We start from the raw sequence: 17,860 nt of genomic DNA, 5'->3' as shown, positions 1-17,860 counted from the left end.
CACTGAATGATGTAAGGGACATCACCATGATCAACAATCCTCGGCGCGCGACGCCGGCCAGTGTGGCTTCGCGTGTGCGCAGGACGGTCACGAGTGCCACGCTCACGGCGGCCGTTGTCTCCGGCGTCCTCGTCGGCCCTCCCGCCCAGGCCGTTGTCGGCAGCCCCGTCGACAACGGTGACTTCACCTACACGGCGCGGATCGTCGTCGGCGAGCATGACCGTGCCTGCTCCGGTGCGCTCGTGGACCCGCAGTGGGTCATGTCCGCGGCCAGTTGCTTCTCCGTCGACGGAAGACCGGCCATCGGCAAGCCGGAGACGGCCACCACGGTCACGATCGGCGGAACGGACCTGACACAAACCGGTGACAGCGTCCAACAAGCCGTTGACCTGGTGCCCCACCCCGACCGCGACCTCATTCTGGTCCGGCTCGCCCAGGCGATCACCGCCCCGGCCATCAAGCCGGTCAAGCTGGCCACCACTCCGGCCGTCGCAGGCGAGAAGCTGACCAAGGCCGGCTTCGGGCGCACCGAGACCGAGTGGGTTCCAGGCAAGCTCCACACCGGCACGTTCACCGTCGCTTCCACCACCGCCACCGATGTCAACCTGAACGGCTCGGACACCGCGACCGTGTGCCAGGGCGACGCCGGCGGGCCGGCCCTACGCTCTGTCGACGGCGTCCCCGAGCTCGTCGCGGTCAACGCGCGCTCCTGGCAGGGGGGCTGTCTGGGCACCGATCCCGCCGAGACTCGCACGAACGCGGTCGACACCCGGGTCGACGACCTGGGAGGATGGGTCGCGATGGTGACTGGCGCGCGCTGGGGCCAGGCGGGCGAGAGCGCCGCCGCGTCGCAGGAGCTGTCGGGCGACTTCGACGGTGACGGCAGGACCGACACAGCGACGCTGCACAAGTACGCACCGACCTCGAGCGGGGCCAATCACACCGCGCTGTGGAAGTTCACCAGCACCACGTCGGCGTCGTACAGCCCAGTGCGCGGGTGGGACAGCGTGGCGGCAGGGTCGGGGTCGTGGGACTGGGAGCGGTCCAAGGCTGTCGCGGGCGACTTCAACGGGGACGGCAAGGACGACGTAGCGGTCCTGTACAAGTTGTCTCCCGCGGCCGACGGTCGCAATCGGACCGCGCTGTGGACCTTCCTCAGCAACGGCCCCGGTTTTGACGCGCCGGTCGTGAAGTGGAACAGCACCTCCTCGTGGAACTGGGACCGCTCCAAGCCGATTGCGGGCGACTTCGACGGTGACGGCAAGACGGACGTCGGTGTCCTCTACAACAACGGCCAGAACGCCGACGGCCGCAACGTCACCACGCTGTGGACGTTCACCAGCAACGGCACGGGTTTCGGAGCACCCGACGCGGAGTGGGCCTCCACCTCCTCATGGGACTGGGACCGCTCCAATCCCGTGACGGGCGACTACAACGGCGACGGCAAGACCGATGTCGCCATCCTCTACAACAACGGCCAGAACGCCGACGGCCGCAACCAGGTCCGACTGTGGACTCTGAGCAGCAACGGTCCCGGCTTCGACGCGCCGGTCGACCAATGGTACTCCGGCACCACGTCCTGGGACTGGAACCGGTCCAAGCCCGTCGCCGGCGACTTCAACGGTGACGGCAAGGACGACATCGCCATCCTCTACAACAACGGCCAGAACGCCGACGGCCGCAACCAGACCAAGCTGTGGACCAGCAACGGCGACACGTTCGAGGCGCCCGTCACCAAGTGGGAATCCGGCACCGGTTCCTGGGACTGGAACCGGTCCAAGCCCGTCGCCGGCGACTTCGACGGCGACGGCAAGGACGACGTCCACGTCCTGTACGACTACGGTCGGCAGGCCAACGGCTCCTACCGCTCCGCCTGGTGGCGCTTCAGCAGCACCGGGAACGGCTTCGACAACCCCTACCGCGTCTGGGACAGCAGCAACATCGCCCCTTGACACAACCACCCGTCAAAGCACGGGCTTGTTCGGGCGACGCCCGAAGGGGCGTGGACGGCGGTGTCGATGCCCGTGCCGCCGGACGGCCCGGGCACAGGCCGTCCGGCGCCGACCTCACCGCCTGTCTCCGGGGCTCGGCGCCATGCTGGACGCCCTCGACCACGTGGAGGTCGGCTGACCCCTGGGGCTACTTCCCCATCACCAGCCCGTCCTCGGCCGCGCCCCGGCTCAGCACGACGTCGCGGACGCGGTCGCGCACGGCCTTCACCTCGGCGCCCTTGTCCAGCGCGCGGTTGAGGTTCACCACCCGGCCGGCGTCGACGTCGAACAGCTGCGGGACGAACTCGGCCTTCGTCACCCGCCAGCGCTCGCCGGGCCGGTCGGGCGGGGCGAAGGTGAAGCGGCCGATGGACGACTGGTTGCCGCGCGGGTCGCGTTCGCCGTCGCCGTTGATCATCTCGCCGGCGATCTGGTCGCCCATCCCGTAGACCACCCAGGTGCCGTTGACCTTCTCGTACGCCTGGGGCACATGGGCGTGGGTGCCGAGGATCAAATCGATGGCGGGGCGCTCGCCGGCGCGGGCGGCGGTCAGGCTCCGGGCCAGCGTCAACTGGTCCTGGTCGGGCTCGTCCTGCCATTCGGTCCCCCAGTGCAGGGACACCACGACGACGTCCGCGCCCTCCTCACGGGCGGCCCGGGAGTCCGCGACGATCCGCTCCTCGTCGATCATGTCCACCGCCCAGGGCTGCCCGTCGGGCAGCGGGTGGCCGTTGGTGTGGAGGGTGTAGGCGAGGTGGGCGACCTTCGCCCGGCCCGCGCGCAGGACGGTCGTGGTGCGCGCCTCGGCCTCGGAGCGCGCCGTCCCCGCGTGCCGCACACCGGCGCGGTCGAGGGCGTCCAGGGTCCGGCGGATGCCGTCCGCGCCGTCGTCGACGCTGTGGTTGGAGGCGGTGGAGCAGCCGTCGTAGCCGGTGGCGGCCAGTGCCTTGGCCACCTCCGGCGGGGACTTGAACAGGGGGTAGCCGCTGTAGTCGCCGTTCGCGCCGTACACCGTCTCCATGTGGCACAGGGCCAGGTCGGCGCCGGAGACGACGGGGCGGGCGCCCGCCAGCATGGGGCGGAAGTCGTAGCCCGTGCCGCCCGCGTCGAAGCGGGCCCGGTCGATGATCGAGTCGTGCGGCAGCACGTCGCCGGAGGCGACCAGGGTGAAGGCGCCGTCGTCCGCGGCGGACGGGGCCGGGGCCGGTGGCTTCGGCTTCGGTGGTTCGTGGTCGCGGGCCTGGCAGGCCGCGCCCGCGGCGAGGAGGGCGGTCAGGGCCAGGGCCACCTGCCGACTGCGTGTGATCATCCGTTCACTCCGCTGGGGTCGCACACACCGAGGAAAAGTCACATTTACTGACAAACAGGTAATGGGTTCGCTGTGGCCCCGGGCGGCTCCGACACGCTCATTAGCCCGTCCGGCGTGCGCGAACAGGGTGCGCCGACCGTTCGTCGAACCGTTCGTCGACACGATCGACCGTCCGTCGCACACCCGTGCGCGTGCCCTGTCCCCCGACGGCACCCTGCGATGCCATACGGCCATGACGGCCGGAATCACCCTGATGGACAGGACCAGCGAGACGACCGCCGAGCACGAGCTCGCCGCACTCCAGCGCGAGCACGGCCGGCCGCTCTTCGCGCTGCTGCTGCGGCTCAGCGACGGGGACCGGCAACGCGCCGAGGACCTCGTGCAGGAGACCCTGGTGCGCGCCTGGCAGCACCCCGAGGCGCTGCGCGCCGACGACTTCGACTCCGTACGCCCCTGGCTGCTCACCGTGGCCAGGCGCCTGGCGATCGACGCGCGGCGGGCCCGGCAGGCGCGCCCCGCCGAGGTCGGCGACGCCGTGCTGGAGAACGCGCGGGTCTGCGCCGATCACGCCGAACGGGCCGCCGCCGCCCTGGACGTGCGCGAGGCTGTGAAGACTCTCACCCCCGAGCACCGTGAAGTCCTGGTGCTGGTGTACTTCCAGGGGGCGAGTGTGGCGGAAGCCGCGGCAGCCCTGGGCATCCCACCCGGTACCGTGAAGTCCCGCGCGTACTACGCGCTGCGCGCCCTGCGCAGGGTGCTGCCGGGATACGCCGCCGACCTGCGGTGAAACCGACCGGATGGTCAAGCCTCCGTAAAGCGCCTTGCCCAGGACCCCGGTTGAGTAATCGGCTGTCCTCATCCGTGTTCCGGACGGGGGCCCATGACCCGGGTCGGGCGACGCGCACGCACCGGAGGAAGGCAGGAAGGGATGCTGCACAGAGGTCAAGAGAGCACGGACGGCGCCGGTGGAGGCGAACTGACCGTCCCCATGGCGTGGTTGTACGCCGAGTACATCGCCGACGAGCTGCTGCGGACCGGCGACCTGATGCCGCCGACGTCCTTCGAGTTCCGCGCCGGACGCGACGCGCTGGCGCTGACCGTCTTCCTGTCCGACACCGAGGACGAGCTGAGCGGCATCCGGGTCGTCACCCGGCTGGAGACCTGGCTGTCGCTGACCGCCTACGACCAGCCGTGGCAGGAGTGGGTGCGCGTGCGCCTCGCCGAGGTCACGGCCGACGCCGTCGCCGCCGGCCGGCACTCGCCGGACCTGGACATGGCGCGGGCCGCCTGGCGCTGGCTCGAGGAGACCGAACTGCTCGCCCCGGACCTGAACGCGGTGCCCGGCGGAGCGCCGGTGACCGGCGAGGACGAGGGACCGAAGGTGTGGACGCCGGCCTGGCAGCTGGGTCTGCCGCTCGGCCACCTCGCCATCCATCTTTTCTGATTTCCCCGAGCAGGGACCAATCCGCCGGCCCCGCCGCTCCGAACCCCTTGGTCGCGATTCCGTACGTGGCTTGAGTGATTCGGCGGTCCGGTGCGTACGGGTGGGAGCACCGAGTAACCCCACCCGCACCCAACGGCACGAGGATTCGGCATGAGGTCCCTGGAAAGCCATCGTGACGTCGGCGCCTACGCGCTCGGCGTGCTGGACGAGGCGGACGCGTTCCGCTTCGAGGACCACCTCATGGAATGCCCTCGGTGCGCGACGCGGGTGACCGAATTCGGTCCCGCCACCCGACAGTTGATGCTGTACCGGCAGGCGACGCCCCGCTCCGTCCACCCCGTGCCCCGGCCCGGCCCGCGCCTGCTGGACCGGCTGCTGGCCGAGGTCGCCGCGCTGCGCCGGTCGGGCCGCAGGCGTGTGCTGTACGCCGTGGCCGCCGCCGTCGTGTGCGCCGTGGCCGGTCCCGGTGCCGTCCTCTGCACGGGCCAGGCGGACGCACCGGCGGTGCGGCTCACCGCGACCGACGAACGGTCCGGGGTGTGGGCGCAGGTCTCGGCCGAGGGCCGGGCCTGGGGCACCGGAGTGGAACTCACCGTCAAGGACGCGGCGGGCCCGCGGCCCTGCCGGCTGGTCGCCGTCGGCCGCGACGGCACCGAGCAGACGGTCACCAGCTGGATGGTCCCCGGACACGACGCCCGGCCGAACACCATGCGGGGCGGGGCCGCCCTGCACCCCGACCAGATCGCCCGCTACGAGGTGCGGACCGCGGACGGGAAGCGTCTGGTGACGCTGCCCGCCGGGTGACACCGCGCCGGGGACCGTCACTTCAGCAGCCGGGACAGCCTCCGGTCGGCCAGCGGCTTGCCGCCGGTCTGGCAGGTCGGGCAGTACTGGAGCGACGAGTCGCTGAAGGAGACCTCGCGGACGGTGTCGCCGCACACCGGGCAGGGTTCGCCGGCGCGGCCGTGGACGCGCAGCCCGCTCTTCTTCTCGGACTTCAGCCGGCCGGCCGCGACGCCCCGGGAGCGCTCGACGGCCTCGGTGAGCGTGGTGCGCAGGGCCGCGTACAGCCGCGCGGTCTCCTCGTCGGTGAGCGAGGCGGCCAGTTTGAACGGGGACATCCTCGCCGCGTGCAGGATCTCGTCGCTGTACGCGTTGCCGACGCCCGCGATCAGGCTCTGGTCGCGCAGGGCGCCCTTGAGCTGCCGCCGCTCGCCCCGGAGGAGGGCGGCGAAGCGCGCCTCGTCGAAGCCGTCGGCGAGCGGGTCGGGGCCGAGCCGGGCCACGCCCGGCACCTGTCGCGGGTCGGCCACGACGTACACCGCGAGCCGCTTCTGCGTGCCCGCCTCCGTCAGGTCGAAGCCGGCCCCCGTCTCCAGGGCGACGCGCAGGGCGAGGGGTCCCTTGCCGGGGCGGGGCGGGCCGCTGGGCAGGCTGTCCTTCCAGTGCAGCCAGCCCGCGCGGGCCAGGTGGGTCACCAGGTGCGGGCCGTCGGCGGTCTCGACGTCGAGGAACTTGCCGTGGCGGTGCACGGCGGCCACCTGGTGGCCCTCCAGGGCGGTGAGCGGCGGGTCGTACGTCTTCAGGACGCTGATCGCCACCGGCAGGACCCGGACGATCTCGCGGCCGGTCAGGTGTTCGGTCAGGAAGTCCCTGAGCGCTTCGACCTCGGGCAGTTCTGGCATACGTCCAGGGTGCCACCGGGGACCGACAGTGCCAGTGGGACGGCCCGGACGCCGTGACTCAGGCCGTGCGGTGGGACACCAGGAACTCGGACCACACACACTTGCCACCGCCGCGCGACTCCACGCCCCACACGTCGGCGAGCGTCTCGACCAGGAGCAGCCCGCGTCCCGAGACGCCGTCGTCCCCGGCCTCGCGGCGGCGCGGCAGCGCGCTGGAGGAGTCCTCGACCTCGACCCGCAGCCTGCGGTCGGTGCCGGTGAGCAGCCGCAGGGTGACGATCGCCGAGCCCTCGGTGTGCATGAGGGCGTTGGTGACCAGTTCGTCGGCGACCAGTTCGATCTCGTCGCTCTGTCCGGAGGCGCCCCAGGCACGGACGGCGGCGCGGATCATGTGCCGGGCCTCCGTCAGCGCCTCGGGGTCGCCCGGCGACACGTGCTGCTGGAGCCGGCCGAAGGTCCTCGGGGTGCCCGTGCCGTGGCGGCGCAGCAGGAGCAGCGCCACGTCGTCGTCGCCGCGGCGCTCCTCGGCCACGTCGATGAGCCGGTCCGCCAGGTCCCGCACGTCCTGCGGGCCGGAGGCGACCAGCGCGGTCAGCACCTGGACGCCCTCGTCGAGGTCGGCGCCGGGCTGCTCGACCAGGCCGTCGGTGCACAGCAGCAGGGTGTTGCCCGGGTCCAGCTCCACGGTGGAGACCGGGTAGGCGAGGCGACCGAACTCGGCGGACAGCCCGAGCGGCAGCCCGCCCTCGACCGGGACGCGGCGGCAGCTTCCGTCGCCGGAGCGCAGCAGCGGGTCGATGTGCCCGGCGCGGACCACCTGCACCACCCCGGTGGCCAGGTCGGCCTCCGCGTACAGGCAGGTCGCGAAGCGGTCGGTGTCGAGTTCGTGGAGGAAGACGGAGGCCCTGGCCATCACCGTGGTCGGCGGGTGCCCCTCGGCGGCGTAGGCGCGCAGCACGATGCGGAGCTGGCCCATGACGGCGGCGGCGTGCGTGTCGTGCCCCTGGACGTCGCCGATGACGGCGCCGACCCGGCCGCCGGGCAGCGGGATCAGGTCGTACCAGTCGCCGCCGATGTCACGGCCGAGGGAGCCGCCGATGGAGGCCGCGCGGTAGCGGACGGCGACGTCGCAGCCGGGCACGCTGGGGATGGTGCGCGGCAGCATCGCCTGCTGCAGGCCCTCGGCGAGGTCCATCTCCTGCTCGTAGAGCATGGCCCGCTGGAGGCTCTGCGCGATGCCGCTGCCGAGCGCGACGAGGACGTTGCGATCCTCCGGGGAGAAGCCGTGCCGGTCGCTGTAGAGCAGCCCGATCGCGCCGATCGGCCGGGCCTGGGCGATCAGCGGCAGGTAGGCGGCCGCGGTGATGTTCAGGTGGGTGATGCTCTGCCAGAGCAGCGGGTAGCGCTCGGCGAACTCCTGAGGCGACTCGATGAAGCGGGGGCTGAGCGTCCGTACCGCCTCGCTCATCGGGTAGGGCTCGTCGATCCGGGTGACGCGGGTGCCGGGGACGAAGCTGTTGCCGGGCCCGTCGGCGACCAGCCGGATGCGGCCGGCCTCGACCAGGCCCATGACGAGGCTGGTGGCGCCCAGCCGGGTGAGGCCGTGGGTGTCGCGCAGGACCTCGATGACCTCGTCCACGGTGCGGGCGTGCGCGAGGGCGGCCGTGGCGAGCTGGACGACGTTGGTGAGCCTGCGGCGGGCCTCGTCATGGGCGGCCTGCTCGCGGCGGGACTCGATGTCGGCGACCTCCTGGGTGGCGTCGCGGACGATGCCGATGATCCGGCGGGGGCGGCCGGTCTCGTCCCGGCGGATGTAGCCCTGGGTACGGGTCCAGCGCAGGGTGCCGTCGCGGCGGCGCAGGCGGAAGTAGGTGCCGTAGTTCTCGCTGCCGTCCTTCATGGCGCGGGCCACGATGGCGTCCAGGCGGCTGCCCTCGGCCGCGGGAACGCGCACCGACAGCGACTCGGGACGTCCGTCGTACTCCTCGGGGCGCAGGTCGAACACCTCGTGGGCCTGGGCGTCCATGTGGAACAGTCCCGTCTCCAGGTCCCAGTCGAAGCTGCCCATGCGGTTGAGCGCCAGGATCGGGTCCGGGTGGGCGGGCCAGTCCTCCGGGAGTGACGGGGCACTCGCTCCCCGATCAGCCATGGGCCCTACCTTGCCAGGATTCACCCGATTCTTCGACTCCTGCTCCGCCGCCCGGGGCGTCGGGCGGGGGCGTCCGGCCGGCCGGGGTACACAGGGCGTGACCGGACGAGAGGAGCGCGGCCGTGGAGTGGTTCACCGCACCGGAGTACTGGACGGCCCGGCTGGTCTTCCAGCGGGGTCTGGCGGTCATGTACCTGGTCGCGTTCCTGACCGCGGCCCTGCAGTTCCGCCCGCTGCTGGGGGAGCGAGGTCTGACGCCGGTGCCGCGCTTCGTGGAGCGGGTGCCGTTCAAACGGGCGCCGAGCCTGTTCCAGCTGCGCTACTCGGACGGTCTCTTCGCGGGTGTGGCGTGGACGGGCTGCGCGGTGTCGGCGGCCCTGGTGGCGGGGCTGGACTCGCTGCTGCCGCTGTGGGGCGCGATGCTGCTGTGGCTGGTGCCGTGGGTGCTGTACCTGTCGGTCGTCAACGTCGGGCAGACCTGGTACTCCTTCGGCTGGGAGTCGCTGCTGCTGGAGACCGGGTTCGTCGCCGTGTTCCTCGGCAACGACGAGGTCGCGCCGCCGGTCGTCGTGCTCTTCCTGCTGCGCTGGCTGCTCTTCCGGGTGGAGTTCGGGGCGGGGCTGATCAAGATGCGGGGCGACGAGTGCTGGCGGAAGCTGACCTGTCTGGACCACCATCACGAGACCCAGCCGATGCCGGGCCCGCTGAGCTGGTTCTTCCACCACCTCCCTGGGCCGGTGCACCGCGTGGAGGTGGCCGCGAACCACGTCACGCAGCTCGTGTTGCCCTTCCTGCTGTTCGCCCCGCATCCCGTGTCCACGACAGCCGCGGCGGTGATGATCGCGACCCAGCTCTGGCTGGTGCTCTCGGGCAACTTCTCCTGGCTGAACTGGATCACCATCGTGCTGGCCCTGTCGGCGGTCCGGTTCCCGGCCGATCCGCCGTCCGCGGCCGGCGCGCCGCTCTGGTACGAGGTGGTGGTCCTGGCGGTGGCCGCGCTGCTGCTCTTCCTCAGCCACCGGCCGGTGCGCAACATGATCTCCCGGCGCCAGGTGATGAACCGCTCCTTCGACTCGCTCCACCTGGTCAACACCTACGGCGCCTTCGGCTCCGTCAGCCGGGTGCGCTACGAGGTGGTCATCGAGGGCACCACCGACGAGGTGGCCCGCGCGGACGGGGACTGGCGGGAGTACGAGTTCAAGGGCAAGCCCGGTGATCCGCGCCGCTGGCCGCGCCAGTTCGCGCCGTACCACCTGCGGCTGGACTGGCTGATGTGGTTCGCCGCGCTGTCGCCGTCGTACGCCGGGTCGTGGTTCGGCACCCTGGTGGAACGGCTGCTGGAGAACGACCGGGCCACGCTGAGGCTGCTGCGCCGCTCGCCGTTCCCTCCCGACGCGCCGCCGCGCTTCGTCCGCGCCCGGCTGTACCGGTACCGGTACACGACATGGCGCGAGCTGCGGGAGACGGGCGCGTGCTGGGAGCGGACGTACGTACGCGAGTACCTGCCGCCGACCCGGCTCACCGCTTCCTCGTGAGCCGGGCCCGCGACAGCCCCTAGGCGCGCTTCAGCCGCAGGGTCATCAGCTGGAACGGACGCAGGCTCACGGCGATCCGGTCGCCGTCCGGCCGGGGGGCCTCCGCGTCCGCGAGCGGGCGTTCCAGCAGGTCGGTCACCCGCACGTCCGCGACCGCGAACCCGGTGGTGAGCGTGGCCCGCGCCCGGCCGCCGTGGGCCTCGTGGAAGCGGACCACGACGTCGCCGCTGCCGTCGTCGGCGAGCTTGACGGCGGTGATCACGACCGCCTCCCGGTCGGCCGAGACCAGCGGCGCGACCTCCCCGGCGCCCGTGAGGTGCCGCTCGGGCAGGTTGATCCGCCAGCCCTCGCGCACGGCGTCGCCGATGCCCGCGCCCGGCACCAGAGCGTGCCGGAAGCGGTGCACGCCCTGGTCGGTCTCGGGGTCGGGGAAGCGCGGGGCCCGCAGGAGGGAGACCCGCACGGTGGTCGTCGTTCCCTGGTCGCCCTCGCCGCGGACGGTGCGGGTCACGTCGTGGCCGTACGTCGAGTCGTTGACGACGGCCACGCCCCAGCCGGGCTCCTCCAGGTGCAGGAAGCGGTGGTTGCAGGCCTCGAACTTGGCCGCCTCCCAGCTGGTGTTGGTGTGTGTGGGCCGGTGGAAGTGCCCGAACTGGGTCTCGGACGCGTACCGCTCGGCGTGCACGTCGAGCGGGAAGGCGAGCTTGAGGAACTTCTCCGTCTCGTGCCAGTCGACCTCGGTGTCCACCTCCAGCCGCCGCTCCCCCGGCGCCAGCGTCAGCACCTGGGTGACGCGGGAGGAGCCGAAGGAGCGGGTGATCCGCACCGAGGCACCGTCGTCGCCGGGGACGACCTCGTCGGCGTCGGTGAGGTCGGTGCCCGTGTTGCGGTAGAACGCGTCGACGTCCCAGGCGTCCCACATGTTCGGGAAGTCGGGGTGGAGCTGGAGCAGGTTGCCCGCCGCGCCCGGCGCGATGGTCTCGCGGTCGGCGGCGAGGTCGTACGCCGACACGACCAGTCCGCGTCCGTCGATCTCGACGCGGAGCAGACCGTTGTCGAGGACGTGCCCGCCGCCCGGACGCGGGGTGAGGGCGGTGCGGCCGTCGGTGGCGGGAGCGGCGGCGGCGCCCGCCCGGACACCGGACCGGGTGTGCGGGGCCGAGTTGAAGACCAGCGGCGTGTCGCCCTCGCCGGCCAGGGCACGCTGGGCGGCCTCGATGATCCCGTCGAGTTCGGCGGCGACCTTGTCGTAGGTGGCGCGGGCCTCGCGGTGCACCCAGGCGATGGACGAGCCGGGCAGGATGTCGTGGAACTGGTGCAGCAGGACCGTCTTCCAGATGCGGTCCAGGTCGTCGTACGGGTAGGGGAACCCGGCGCGGACGGCCGCTGTCGCCGCCCACAGCTCGGCCTCGCGCAGGAGGTGTTCGCTGCGGCGGTTGCCCTGCTTGGTCTTGGCCTGGCTGGTGAGGGTGGCGCGGTGGAGTTCGAGGTAGAGCTCGCCGACCCAGACGGGCGGCTGCGGGTTCTCGGCCTCGGCCTTCTCGAAGAAGGCGTGCGGGGTCTCCCACTCGACCGTCGCCGAGCCTTCGAGGTCGCGCATCCTGGCCGCCTTGGCGACCATCTCGCGGGTGGTGCCGCCGCCTCCGTCGCCCCAGCCGGTGGGGGCGAGGGAGTGCCGGGCGACGCCCTTGTCCTTGAAGTTCCGCGCCGCGTGGGCGATCTCGCCGCCCTTCATGGAGCAGTTGTAGGTGTCGACGGGCGGGAAGTGGGTGAAGATCCGGGTGCCGTCGATGCCCTCCCAGCGGAAGGTGTGGTGCGGGAACTTGTTCGTCTGCGACCAGGAGATCTTCTGCGTCAGCAGGTACTTGGCGCCGGCCGCCTTGATGATCTGCGGGAGTCCGGCCGCGAAGCCGAAGGTGTCCGGCAGCCACGCCTCGTCGTTCTCGACGCCGAACTCGTCGAGGAAGAACCGCTTGCCGTGCACGAACTGCCGGGCCATCGCCTCCGAGCCGGGCATGTTGGTGTCCGACTCGACCCACATGCCGCCGGTGGGCACGAACCGCCCGTCCGCCACGGCCTTCTTCACCCGCGCCCACACCTCGGGCCGGTGATCGCGCACCCACGCCCACTGCTGGGCCTGCGACATGGCGAAGACGAAGTCCGGCTCGTCCTCCAGGAGGGCGGTCATGTTGGAGGTGGTGCGGGCCACCTTGCGCACGGTCTCGCGCAGCGGCCACAGCCACGCCGAGTCGATGTGCGCGTGGCCGACGGCGCTGACGCGGTGCGCGGAGGGGACGGCGGGGGCCGACAGTACCTCGGTGAGGCGGGAACGGGCGGCTTCCGCCGTGCCGTTCACGTCCTGGAGGTCGATGGCGTCCAGGGCCTTGTCGACCGCGCGGAGGATCTCCCAGCGGCGCGGCGACTCCACCGGCAGCTCGGCCATCAGTTCGCCGAGAACCTCCAGGTCGAGCACGAGGTTCCACACCGTCTCGTCGAGGACGGCGAGGTCCATGCGGGCGAGGGTGTACTGCGGTTCGCCGCCCGCGGTGTCCTTGTCGCCGAGCCGGGTGGGCACGAAGGGGTGGTAGTCGAGGATGACGGGGTTGGAGGCCGCCTCGACGTGCAGGCGCACCTCCTCGCCGCCCTCGGCGGGGGCGCCGATCCGCACCCACTGGTTGCGCGGGTTGAGGCCCTTCACCGGGGTGCCGTCGGGACGGTAGACCAGGCCCTCGCACTGGAAGCCGGGCATGTTCTCGTCGAAGCCGAGGTCGAGGATCGCCTCGACGGTCCGGCCGGCCCACTCCTTCGGCACGGTGCCGGTGACGCGGAACCAGCTGGTCCCCCAGGGCGCGCCCCAGCGGGCGCCCACCGCGATGGGCTCGGGGTCGGCCGCGAGTCCCTCCTCGACCGGCACGGGCTCGCCGGGCGCGTTCCAGACCGCCACGTCCAGTGGCACGGACTCCGGGTACACGGCGGGGCGGACGCGCTCGTCGAGGACGCGCTTGAGGCGGGCTTCGACCAGGTTGCGGTCGTCATGCATGCGGGTGCTCCTGGTTGACGGGGCGGGTGCGGGCGGTGTGGGGGGCGTACCAGGTGTGGGTCGCGGTGGCGGGCTGGGACGTGGTGTACAGCTCCCCCGCCGCGCGTGGTTCGAACCGTGCGGAGGTCACGGGCGGGCGCCTGTCCGGCGGACCCGGAGTCCGTGCGGGGTGGGCGACACCTGGTCGGGCGTGACGACCTCGGTGATGCCGCGGGCCGAGAGGTGCCCGGTGTCGGCGGCGCGGGTGTCCAGGACGGTGGTGGGGCGGGCGCCGTCGGCGACCAGGTGGAAGAAGGCTTCGAAGACCGGGCCGCCGGGGGCGCAGGCCGAGCGTGCCGCCGGGTCGGCGGGGACCGCGAGGGCGGTGGTGCGCGGGGCGGGGGCGGCGTGGGTTGCCTCGCGGGCCGCGCGAGCCGCCCCGGCCAGGACTCGGGCCGTGTCCTTCGGGCGGCGGTCGTTGGTCAGCAGCCCGAGTCCGTACTCCAGCTCGGGGAAGTCGGCCAGGGACCGGGACACGTCGTGGGAGCACCACCAGGTGACGCCCCACAGGCCGGGGCAGTCCAGCGCGTTGGTGATGGTCGCCTCGGTGAAGGCGGCGGCGTGCTCGGCGGGGACGAGCGGTGCGGGGGCGCCGACCTCCTGGAGCCAGACCGGGCGGTCCGGGTCGTCGGCCCAGGCCTTGCTCAGCTCGATCAGGTAGGCGGCGTGGTGCTCGCTGGGCACGGAGGCGCGGCCGTGGCGCTGGGCGGTGCCGTTGAAGACCCAGGAGTGCACGGCCGTCACGGCGCCCCGCCGGGCGGCCTGGGCCGGGGTGAAGGGCTGGTCGTCCTGGTACCAGGTCGCGTCGTACTCGGCGTGCAGGTGCGTCCGGCCCGGGGCGCCCTCCTCGCAGGCGGCCAGCATCCGCTCCAGCCAGGCGTCGATCTGGTCGCCGGTGGCCCGGTCCGGGTCGGGGTGGGGCCCGGCGGAGAACTGGTTGACCTCGTTGCCGAGGGTCATGCCGAGGAAGTTGGACCGGCCGGCGAGGGCGCCGGCGAGGGTGCGCAGGTAGGTGGCCTGGCCGTCGATGACGTCGGGGTCGGTGAACAGGTTGCGACGGTGCCAGGTGCGGGTCCAGGCCGGCAGGTAGTCGAAGCTGCTCAGATGACCCTGGAGGCCGTCCACGTTGACGTCGAGGCCGCGTTCGCCGGCCGCGTCGACCAGGGAGACCAGGTGCTCGAGGGCCCGCTCGCGGACCAGGGAGCGGTTGGGCTGGAAGTAGGGCCACAGCGGGAAGACGCGGATGTGGTCCACGTCCAGTGCGGCGACGGAGTCGAGGTCGGCGCGTACGGGGTCGAGGTCGAAGTCGAGCCAGTGGTGGAACCATCCGACGCTCGGGGTGTAGTTGACGCCGAAGCGCACGGGAGCAGGCATGCGGTGTCCTTCAGTGTCCTGGTGAGGGGGAAGTGGGCGGGTCAGCCCTTGACCGCGCCCTCGCCGACCCCGCGGAAGAAGTACCGCTGGAGGCAGGCGAAGAGGACGATCAGCGGCGCGACGGCGATGATCGTGCCCGCGGCGACGAGGCGTTCGTCGTTGGCGAAGGTGCCGTGCAGGTAGTTGAGGCCGATGGTGAGCGTGAAGTTCGACGGGTCGCTCAGCACGATCAGCGGCCACAGGAAGTCGTCCCAGGCGCCCATGAAGGCGAAGATCGCGACGACCGCGAGGGTGCCCTTCACGGCGGGCAGGGCGATGCGCAGGAACCGCTGCCAGACGTTGGCGCCGTCGACGAAGGCCGCCTCCTCGATCTCGTAGGGCAGGTTGAGGAACGCGTTGCGCATCAGCAGCACGTTGAGGGCGCTGACGCAGCCGGGCAGCAGAACGCTGACCAGGGTGTTGTTGAGGCCGAGCTCCCGCATGGTGGTGAACTGGGCGATGATGATGCCCTCCACCGGTACGAGCATGGTCAGGATGAAGACCAGGGTGGCGACGCGGCGGCCGCGGTAGCGCAGCCGGGCCAGGGCGTAGCCCGCGAGCGCGGCGCCGACGCAGTTGGTCACGACGTTGGCGGCGGCGACCTTCAGCGAGTTCAGCGCGTAGTCCCAGACGGGGATGGTCTCGGCGACCCGCTCGTAGTTGTGCAGGGTGGGGTCGGCGGGCAGGAACTTCGGCGGGGAACCGAAGATGTCCTCCGTCGGGCCCTTCAGCGAGGTCGACAGCTGCCACAGGAAGGGGCCGATGGTCAGGGCGAGCACGCCGAGCAGGAGCAGGTAGCGCAGGGCGAGTTCCCAGACGCGGACCCGCCGGCCGTTCTCGTCGGTGATCCGGGGTTCCCGGGTGCGGGCCGGGGACGGCGCCGGCTGCTGCGCGGCGGGGCGGACCTGGACCTTCTCCGTGACGCTCACGACTCCTCCTTCCGGTCGGCGCGCAGCACGAGCAGCATCAGGACGACGGTGACGGCGAAGACGACGACGGAGATGGCCGAGGCGTAGCCGACGCGGCCGGTGAGGCCGGTGCCGGTGCGCTGGACGAGCATGACGAGAGTGGTGTCCTCGCCCGCCGGGCCGCCGTCCGGGCCCGCCATCAGGTACACCTCGGCGAACACCTTGAAGGCGGCGACCGAGGCGAGGGCCGCGACCAGGACCATGGTGGAGCGCACGGCGGGCACGGTGACGGTGAGGAAGCGGCGGACCGGGCCCGCGCCGTCCACGGCGGCCGCCTCGTGCAGTTCGCGGGGCACGTTGGCCAGCGCCGCCAAGTAGATGATCATGTAGTAGCCGAGGCCCTTCCAGACCGTGACGGCCATGGCGCTGAGCAGGATCAGCCACTGGTCGCTCAGGAAGCCGATCCGGCCGACGCCGATGGTCTCCAGCACCGCGTTGACCAGACCGCGTTCGTCCAGCATCCACACCCAGATCAGCCCGACGACGACGATCGAGGCGACGACCGGGGTGTAGAAGGCGGACCGGAAGAAGGTGATGCCGGGGATGCTCTTCTGCACCAGCAGCGCGAGCAGCAGCGGCAGCAGGACGAGCGCGGGCACGACCCCGAGGACGTACAGGGTGCTGTTGCGCAGGCCGATCCAGAACATGTCGTCGTGGAGCAGCTCGCGGAAGTTGGCCAGGCCCACGAACTCGCCCGGGACCAGGGTCCGGCGGTCGGTGAAGGAGTTGACCAGCGTCGAGACGAACGGGTAGAGGATGAACGCGCCGGCGATCAGCAGCCCGGGTGCCGCGAACAGCCAGGGACTGGTGGGCAGTTGGCGCCGCACCCGGCGCGTGCCGGAGGACACGGTGGAGCTCGCCATGACGCTCAGCCCTGCTGCTTCAGGAGCCGGTCACAGGCCTTGACAGCGTTGTCAAGAGCTTCTTCAGGGCTCTGCTTGCCCTGGAGCGCCTTGGCCACCTCGTTGCGCAGCTCGGTCTTCATCTGCTCGCTGAACAGCACGGGCGTGTAGTTGACGGCGGTCTTCAGCGACTTGGCGGCGGCCACCCGGACCCGGGTCTCGTCGGTCCCGTCCTCCTCGGTGAAGTACGGGGCGTCCAGCGAACCGGCGCTGCTGGGGAAGACGGCGACCTGCTCGGCGAACGACATCTGGTGGGCGGCGTCGGTGACGAAGCGGGCGAAGGCGACCGCGGCGGGCTTGCGGTCGCTCCGGGAGTTCACCAGCAGGCCCATGACGTACATGTTGACGTGGCCGGTGCTGGTGATCTGGTCGGTGATGCCGATGTTCTCGTACAGGCTCGGGGCCTGCTTCTTGAAGTTGGCGAGGTCGAGCGCGCTGCCGGGGTTCATGGCGACGGCGCCGGTCAGGAACTTCTTGCCGGACGACTCGGGGGTGGCGGTGAGCGCCTGGGAGTCCAGGCCGCCGGCGTCGTACAGTTCCTTGTAGCGGGTGAGGAGTTCGACGCCCTTGGCTCCGTTGAAGGCGAAGGCCGTGCCCTCCTCGTTCATGAGCGGCACGCCGTAGCGGCCGAAGTCCTCGATGGTGGGCACGTTGGCGAGCGTGGCCACCTCGCCGTCGGTCTTCCGCGCGATCTCGAGTGCGGTGTTGAAGAGTTCGCCGTAGGTCGTCGGCGGCTTCTCGGGGTCGAGACCGGCCTTCTCGAACAGGGACTTGTTGTAGAACAGCGGGCCGGTGTTGAGGTACCAGGGGAACGCGTAGGTCCCCTCCATGCCCGGCACCTGCTGGCTGGCCCAGGCGGCCTCCAGGTAGTCCTTCCGGTACTGCCCGGCGGCCTCGTCCAGGTCGAGGGCGAGACCGGCCTCGGCGAGCGGGGCGGCGAGGTCCGGGGAGACGTTGACGACGTCGGCCAGGGTGCCGCCGGCGGCGTCGGCGCTGATCTTGTCGGCGTACCCCTCGGCCGGCTGGTCGACCCACTTGACGTCGGTGCCGGGGTACTTCTTCTCGAAATCGGCGATCAGGCCCTCGAAGTAGTCCTTGAAGTTGGCCCGCAGGTTCCAGGTCTGGAAGGTGATGTCGCCCTCGACCTTGCCGGAGGCGTCGGACGAACCGCCACCGTCTCCCGACCCGCAGGCGCCGAGCGGCAGGACGAGGGCGGCTACGGCTGCGACAGCGAGGCTTCTGCGCGATGTGGGCACGGTGACACGTCTCCCTGGAGGACGTCGGCGGTGGGATGACGATGACCATGCACGCCACGTTCGGAAAAAGTCAATGGATTCACGGGAACTAATGCGACGAAGGCGGCATTAGTGCAGGTCAAAGCCGCT

Annotated in this window: 14 protein-coding genes; 5 read left to right on the top strand and 9 right to left on the bottom strand. The window is 71.6% G+C overall.

The window, feature by feature from the left end; all coding sequences use genetic code 11:
* Nucleotides 1-26 precede the first annotated feature (26 nt).
* The gene (locus M6G08_RS21835) at nt 27-1,952 is read left to right on the top strand and encodes an FG-GAP-like repeat-containing protein (RefSeq protein ID WP_272588846.1); all 1,926 of its coding nucleotides are present in this window, start codon (nt 27-29) and stop codon (nt 1,950-1,952) included.
* A gap of 187 nt (nt 1,953-2,139) precedes the next feature.
* On the opposite strand, the gene M6G08_RS21830 is transcribed toward M6G08_RS21835, so the two are convergent.
* The gene (locus M6G08_RS21830; protein WP_272588845.1) at nt 2,140-3,300 is read right to left on the bottom strand and encodes a CapA family protein; all 1,161 of its coding nucleotides are present in this window, start codon (nt 3,298-3,300) and stop codon (nt 2,140-2,142) included.
* Nucleotides 3,301-3,532: 232 nt separating this feature from the next.
* On the opposite strand from M6G08_RS21830, the gene M6G08_RS21825 reads away from it, so the two are divergent.
* From M6G08_RS21825 to M6G08_RS21815, 3 genes are all read left to right on the top strand, one after another.
* Nucleotides 3,533-4,087: a sigma-70 family RNA polymerase sigma factor gene (locus tag M6G08_RS21825; protein WP_073729034.1), complete on the top strand. Its 555-nt coding sequence runs from the start codon at nt 3,533-3,535 to the stop codon at nt 4,085-4,087.
* Nucleotides 4,088-4,228: 141 nt separating this feature from the next.
* Nucleotides 4,229-4,744, top strand: coding sequence for a hypothetical protein (locus tag M6G08_RS21820; protein ID WP_272588844.1), 516 nt, complete (start codon nt 4,229-4,231; stop codon nt 4,742-4,744).
* Nucleotides 4,745-4,894: 150 nt separating this feature from the next.
* Complete coding sequence (locus tag M6G08_RS21815) at nt 4,895-5,548, top strand: anti-sigma factor family protein (protein WP_272588843.1); 654 nt, start codon at nt 4,895-4,897, stop codon at nt 5,546-5,548.
* Nucleotides 5,549-5,565: 17 nt separating this feature from the next.
* On the opposite strand, the gene M6G08_RS21810 is transcribed toward M6G08_RS21815, so the two are convergent.
* Together M6G08_RS21810 and M6G08_RS21805 are read right to left on the bottom strand one after the other, a co-directional pair.
* On the bottom strand, nt 5,566-6,429 hold the full coding sequence (locus tag M6G08_RS21810; protein WP_272588842.1) for an Fpg/Nei family DNA glycosylase: 864 nt from the start codon (nt 6,427-6,429) through the stop codon (nt 5,566-5,568).
* Between the two features lie 58 nt (nt 6,430-6,487).
* The gene (locus tag M6G08_RS21805) at nt 6,488-8,578 is read right to left on the bottom strand and encodes a SpoIIE family protein phosphatase (protein WP_272588841.1); all 2,091 of its coding nucleotides are present in this window, start codon (nt 8,576-8,578) and stop codon (nt 6,488-6,490) included.
* A gap of 122 nt (nt 8,579-8,700) precedes the next feature.
* Between M6G08_RS21805 and M6G08_RS21800 the strand changes: the two genes are divergently transcribed.
* Nucleotides 8,701-10,113 carry a lipase maturation factor family protein gene (locus tag M6G08_RS21800; RefSeq protein ID WP_272588840.1) on the top strand — a complete coding sequence of 471 codons (1,413 nt, stop codon included), beginning with the start codon at nt 8,701-8,703 and terminating at the stop codon, nt 10,111-10,113.
* 19 nt (nt 10,114-10,132) lie between these two features.
* Here the strand turns inward: M6G08_RS21800 and M6G08_RS21795 are convergent, their stop codons facing one another.
* The 6 genes from M6G08_RS21795 to M6G08_RS21770 are packed head-to-tail and all read right to left on the bottom strand — an operon-like array spanning nt 10,133 to nt 17,731.
* Nucleotides 10,133-13,153 (bottom strand): alpha-mannosidase, encoded by a 3,021-nt coding sequence (locus M6G08_RS21795; protein WP_272588839.1) that lies wholly within the window; start codon nt 13,151-13,153, stop codon nt 10,133-10,135.
* A complete protein-coding gene (locus tag M6G08_RS21790; protein WP_272588838.1) occupies nt 13,146-13,283 on the bottom strand; it encodes a hypothetical protein in 138 nt (45 codons plus the stop codon). Before M6G08_RS21790 ends, M6G08_RS21795 begins: the two co-directional genes overlap by 8 nt.
* On the bottom strand, nt 13,280-14,566 hold the full coding sequence (locus M6G08_RS21785; RefSeq protein WP_272588837.1) for a glycoside hydrolase 5 family protein: 1,287 nt from the start codon (nt 14,564-14,566) through the stop codon (nt 13,280-13,282). Before M6G08_RS21785 ends, M6G08_RS21790 begins: the two co-directional genes overlap by 4 nt.
* 41 nt (nt 14,567-14,607) lie before the next feature.
* Nucleotides 14,608-15,534, bottom strand: a complete 927-nt coding sequence (locus M6G08_RS21780; protein WP_443048873.1) for a carbohydrate ABC transporter permease — start codon at nt 15,532-15,534, stop codon at nt 14,608-14,610.
* Nucleotides 15,531-16,436, bottom strand: coding sequence for a carbohydrate ABC transporter permease (locus M6G08_RS21775; protein WP_272588836.1), 906 nt, complete (start codon nt 16,434-16,436; stop codon nt 15,531-15,533). The genes M6G08_RS21780 and M6G08_RS21775 overlap by 4 nt, the downstream gene beginning before the upstream one ends.
* A gap of 5 nt (nt 16,437-16,441) precedes the next feature.
* A complete protein-coding gene (locus tag M6G08_RS21770) occupies nt 16,442-17,731 on the bottom strand; it encodes an extracellular solute-binding protein (protein ID WP_272588835.1) in 1,290 nt (429 codons plus the stop codon).
* Nucleotides 17,732-17,860: the final 129 nt, after the last annotated feature.

The sequence above is a fragment of the Streptomyces sp. M92 genome, from assembly GCF_028473745.1.
Classification (GTDB): Bacteria; Actinomycetota; Actinomycetes; order Streptomycetales; family Streptomycetaceae; genus Streptomyces.
The sequence above is the reverse complement of the archived record's forward strand: the minus strand, read 5'-3'. Positions and strand labels throughout refer to the sequence as shown.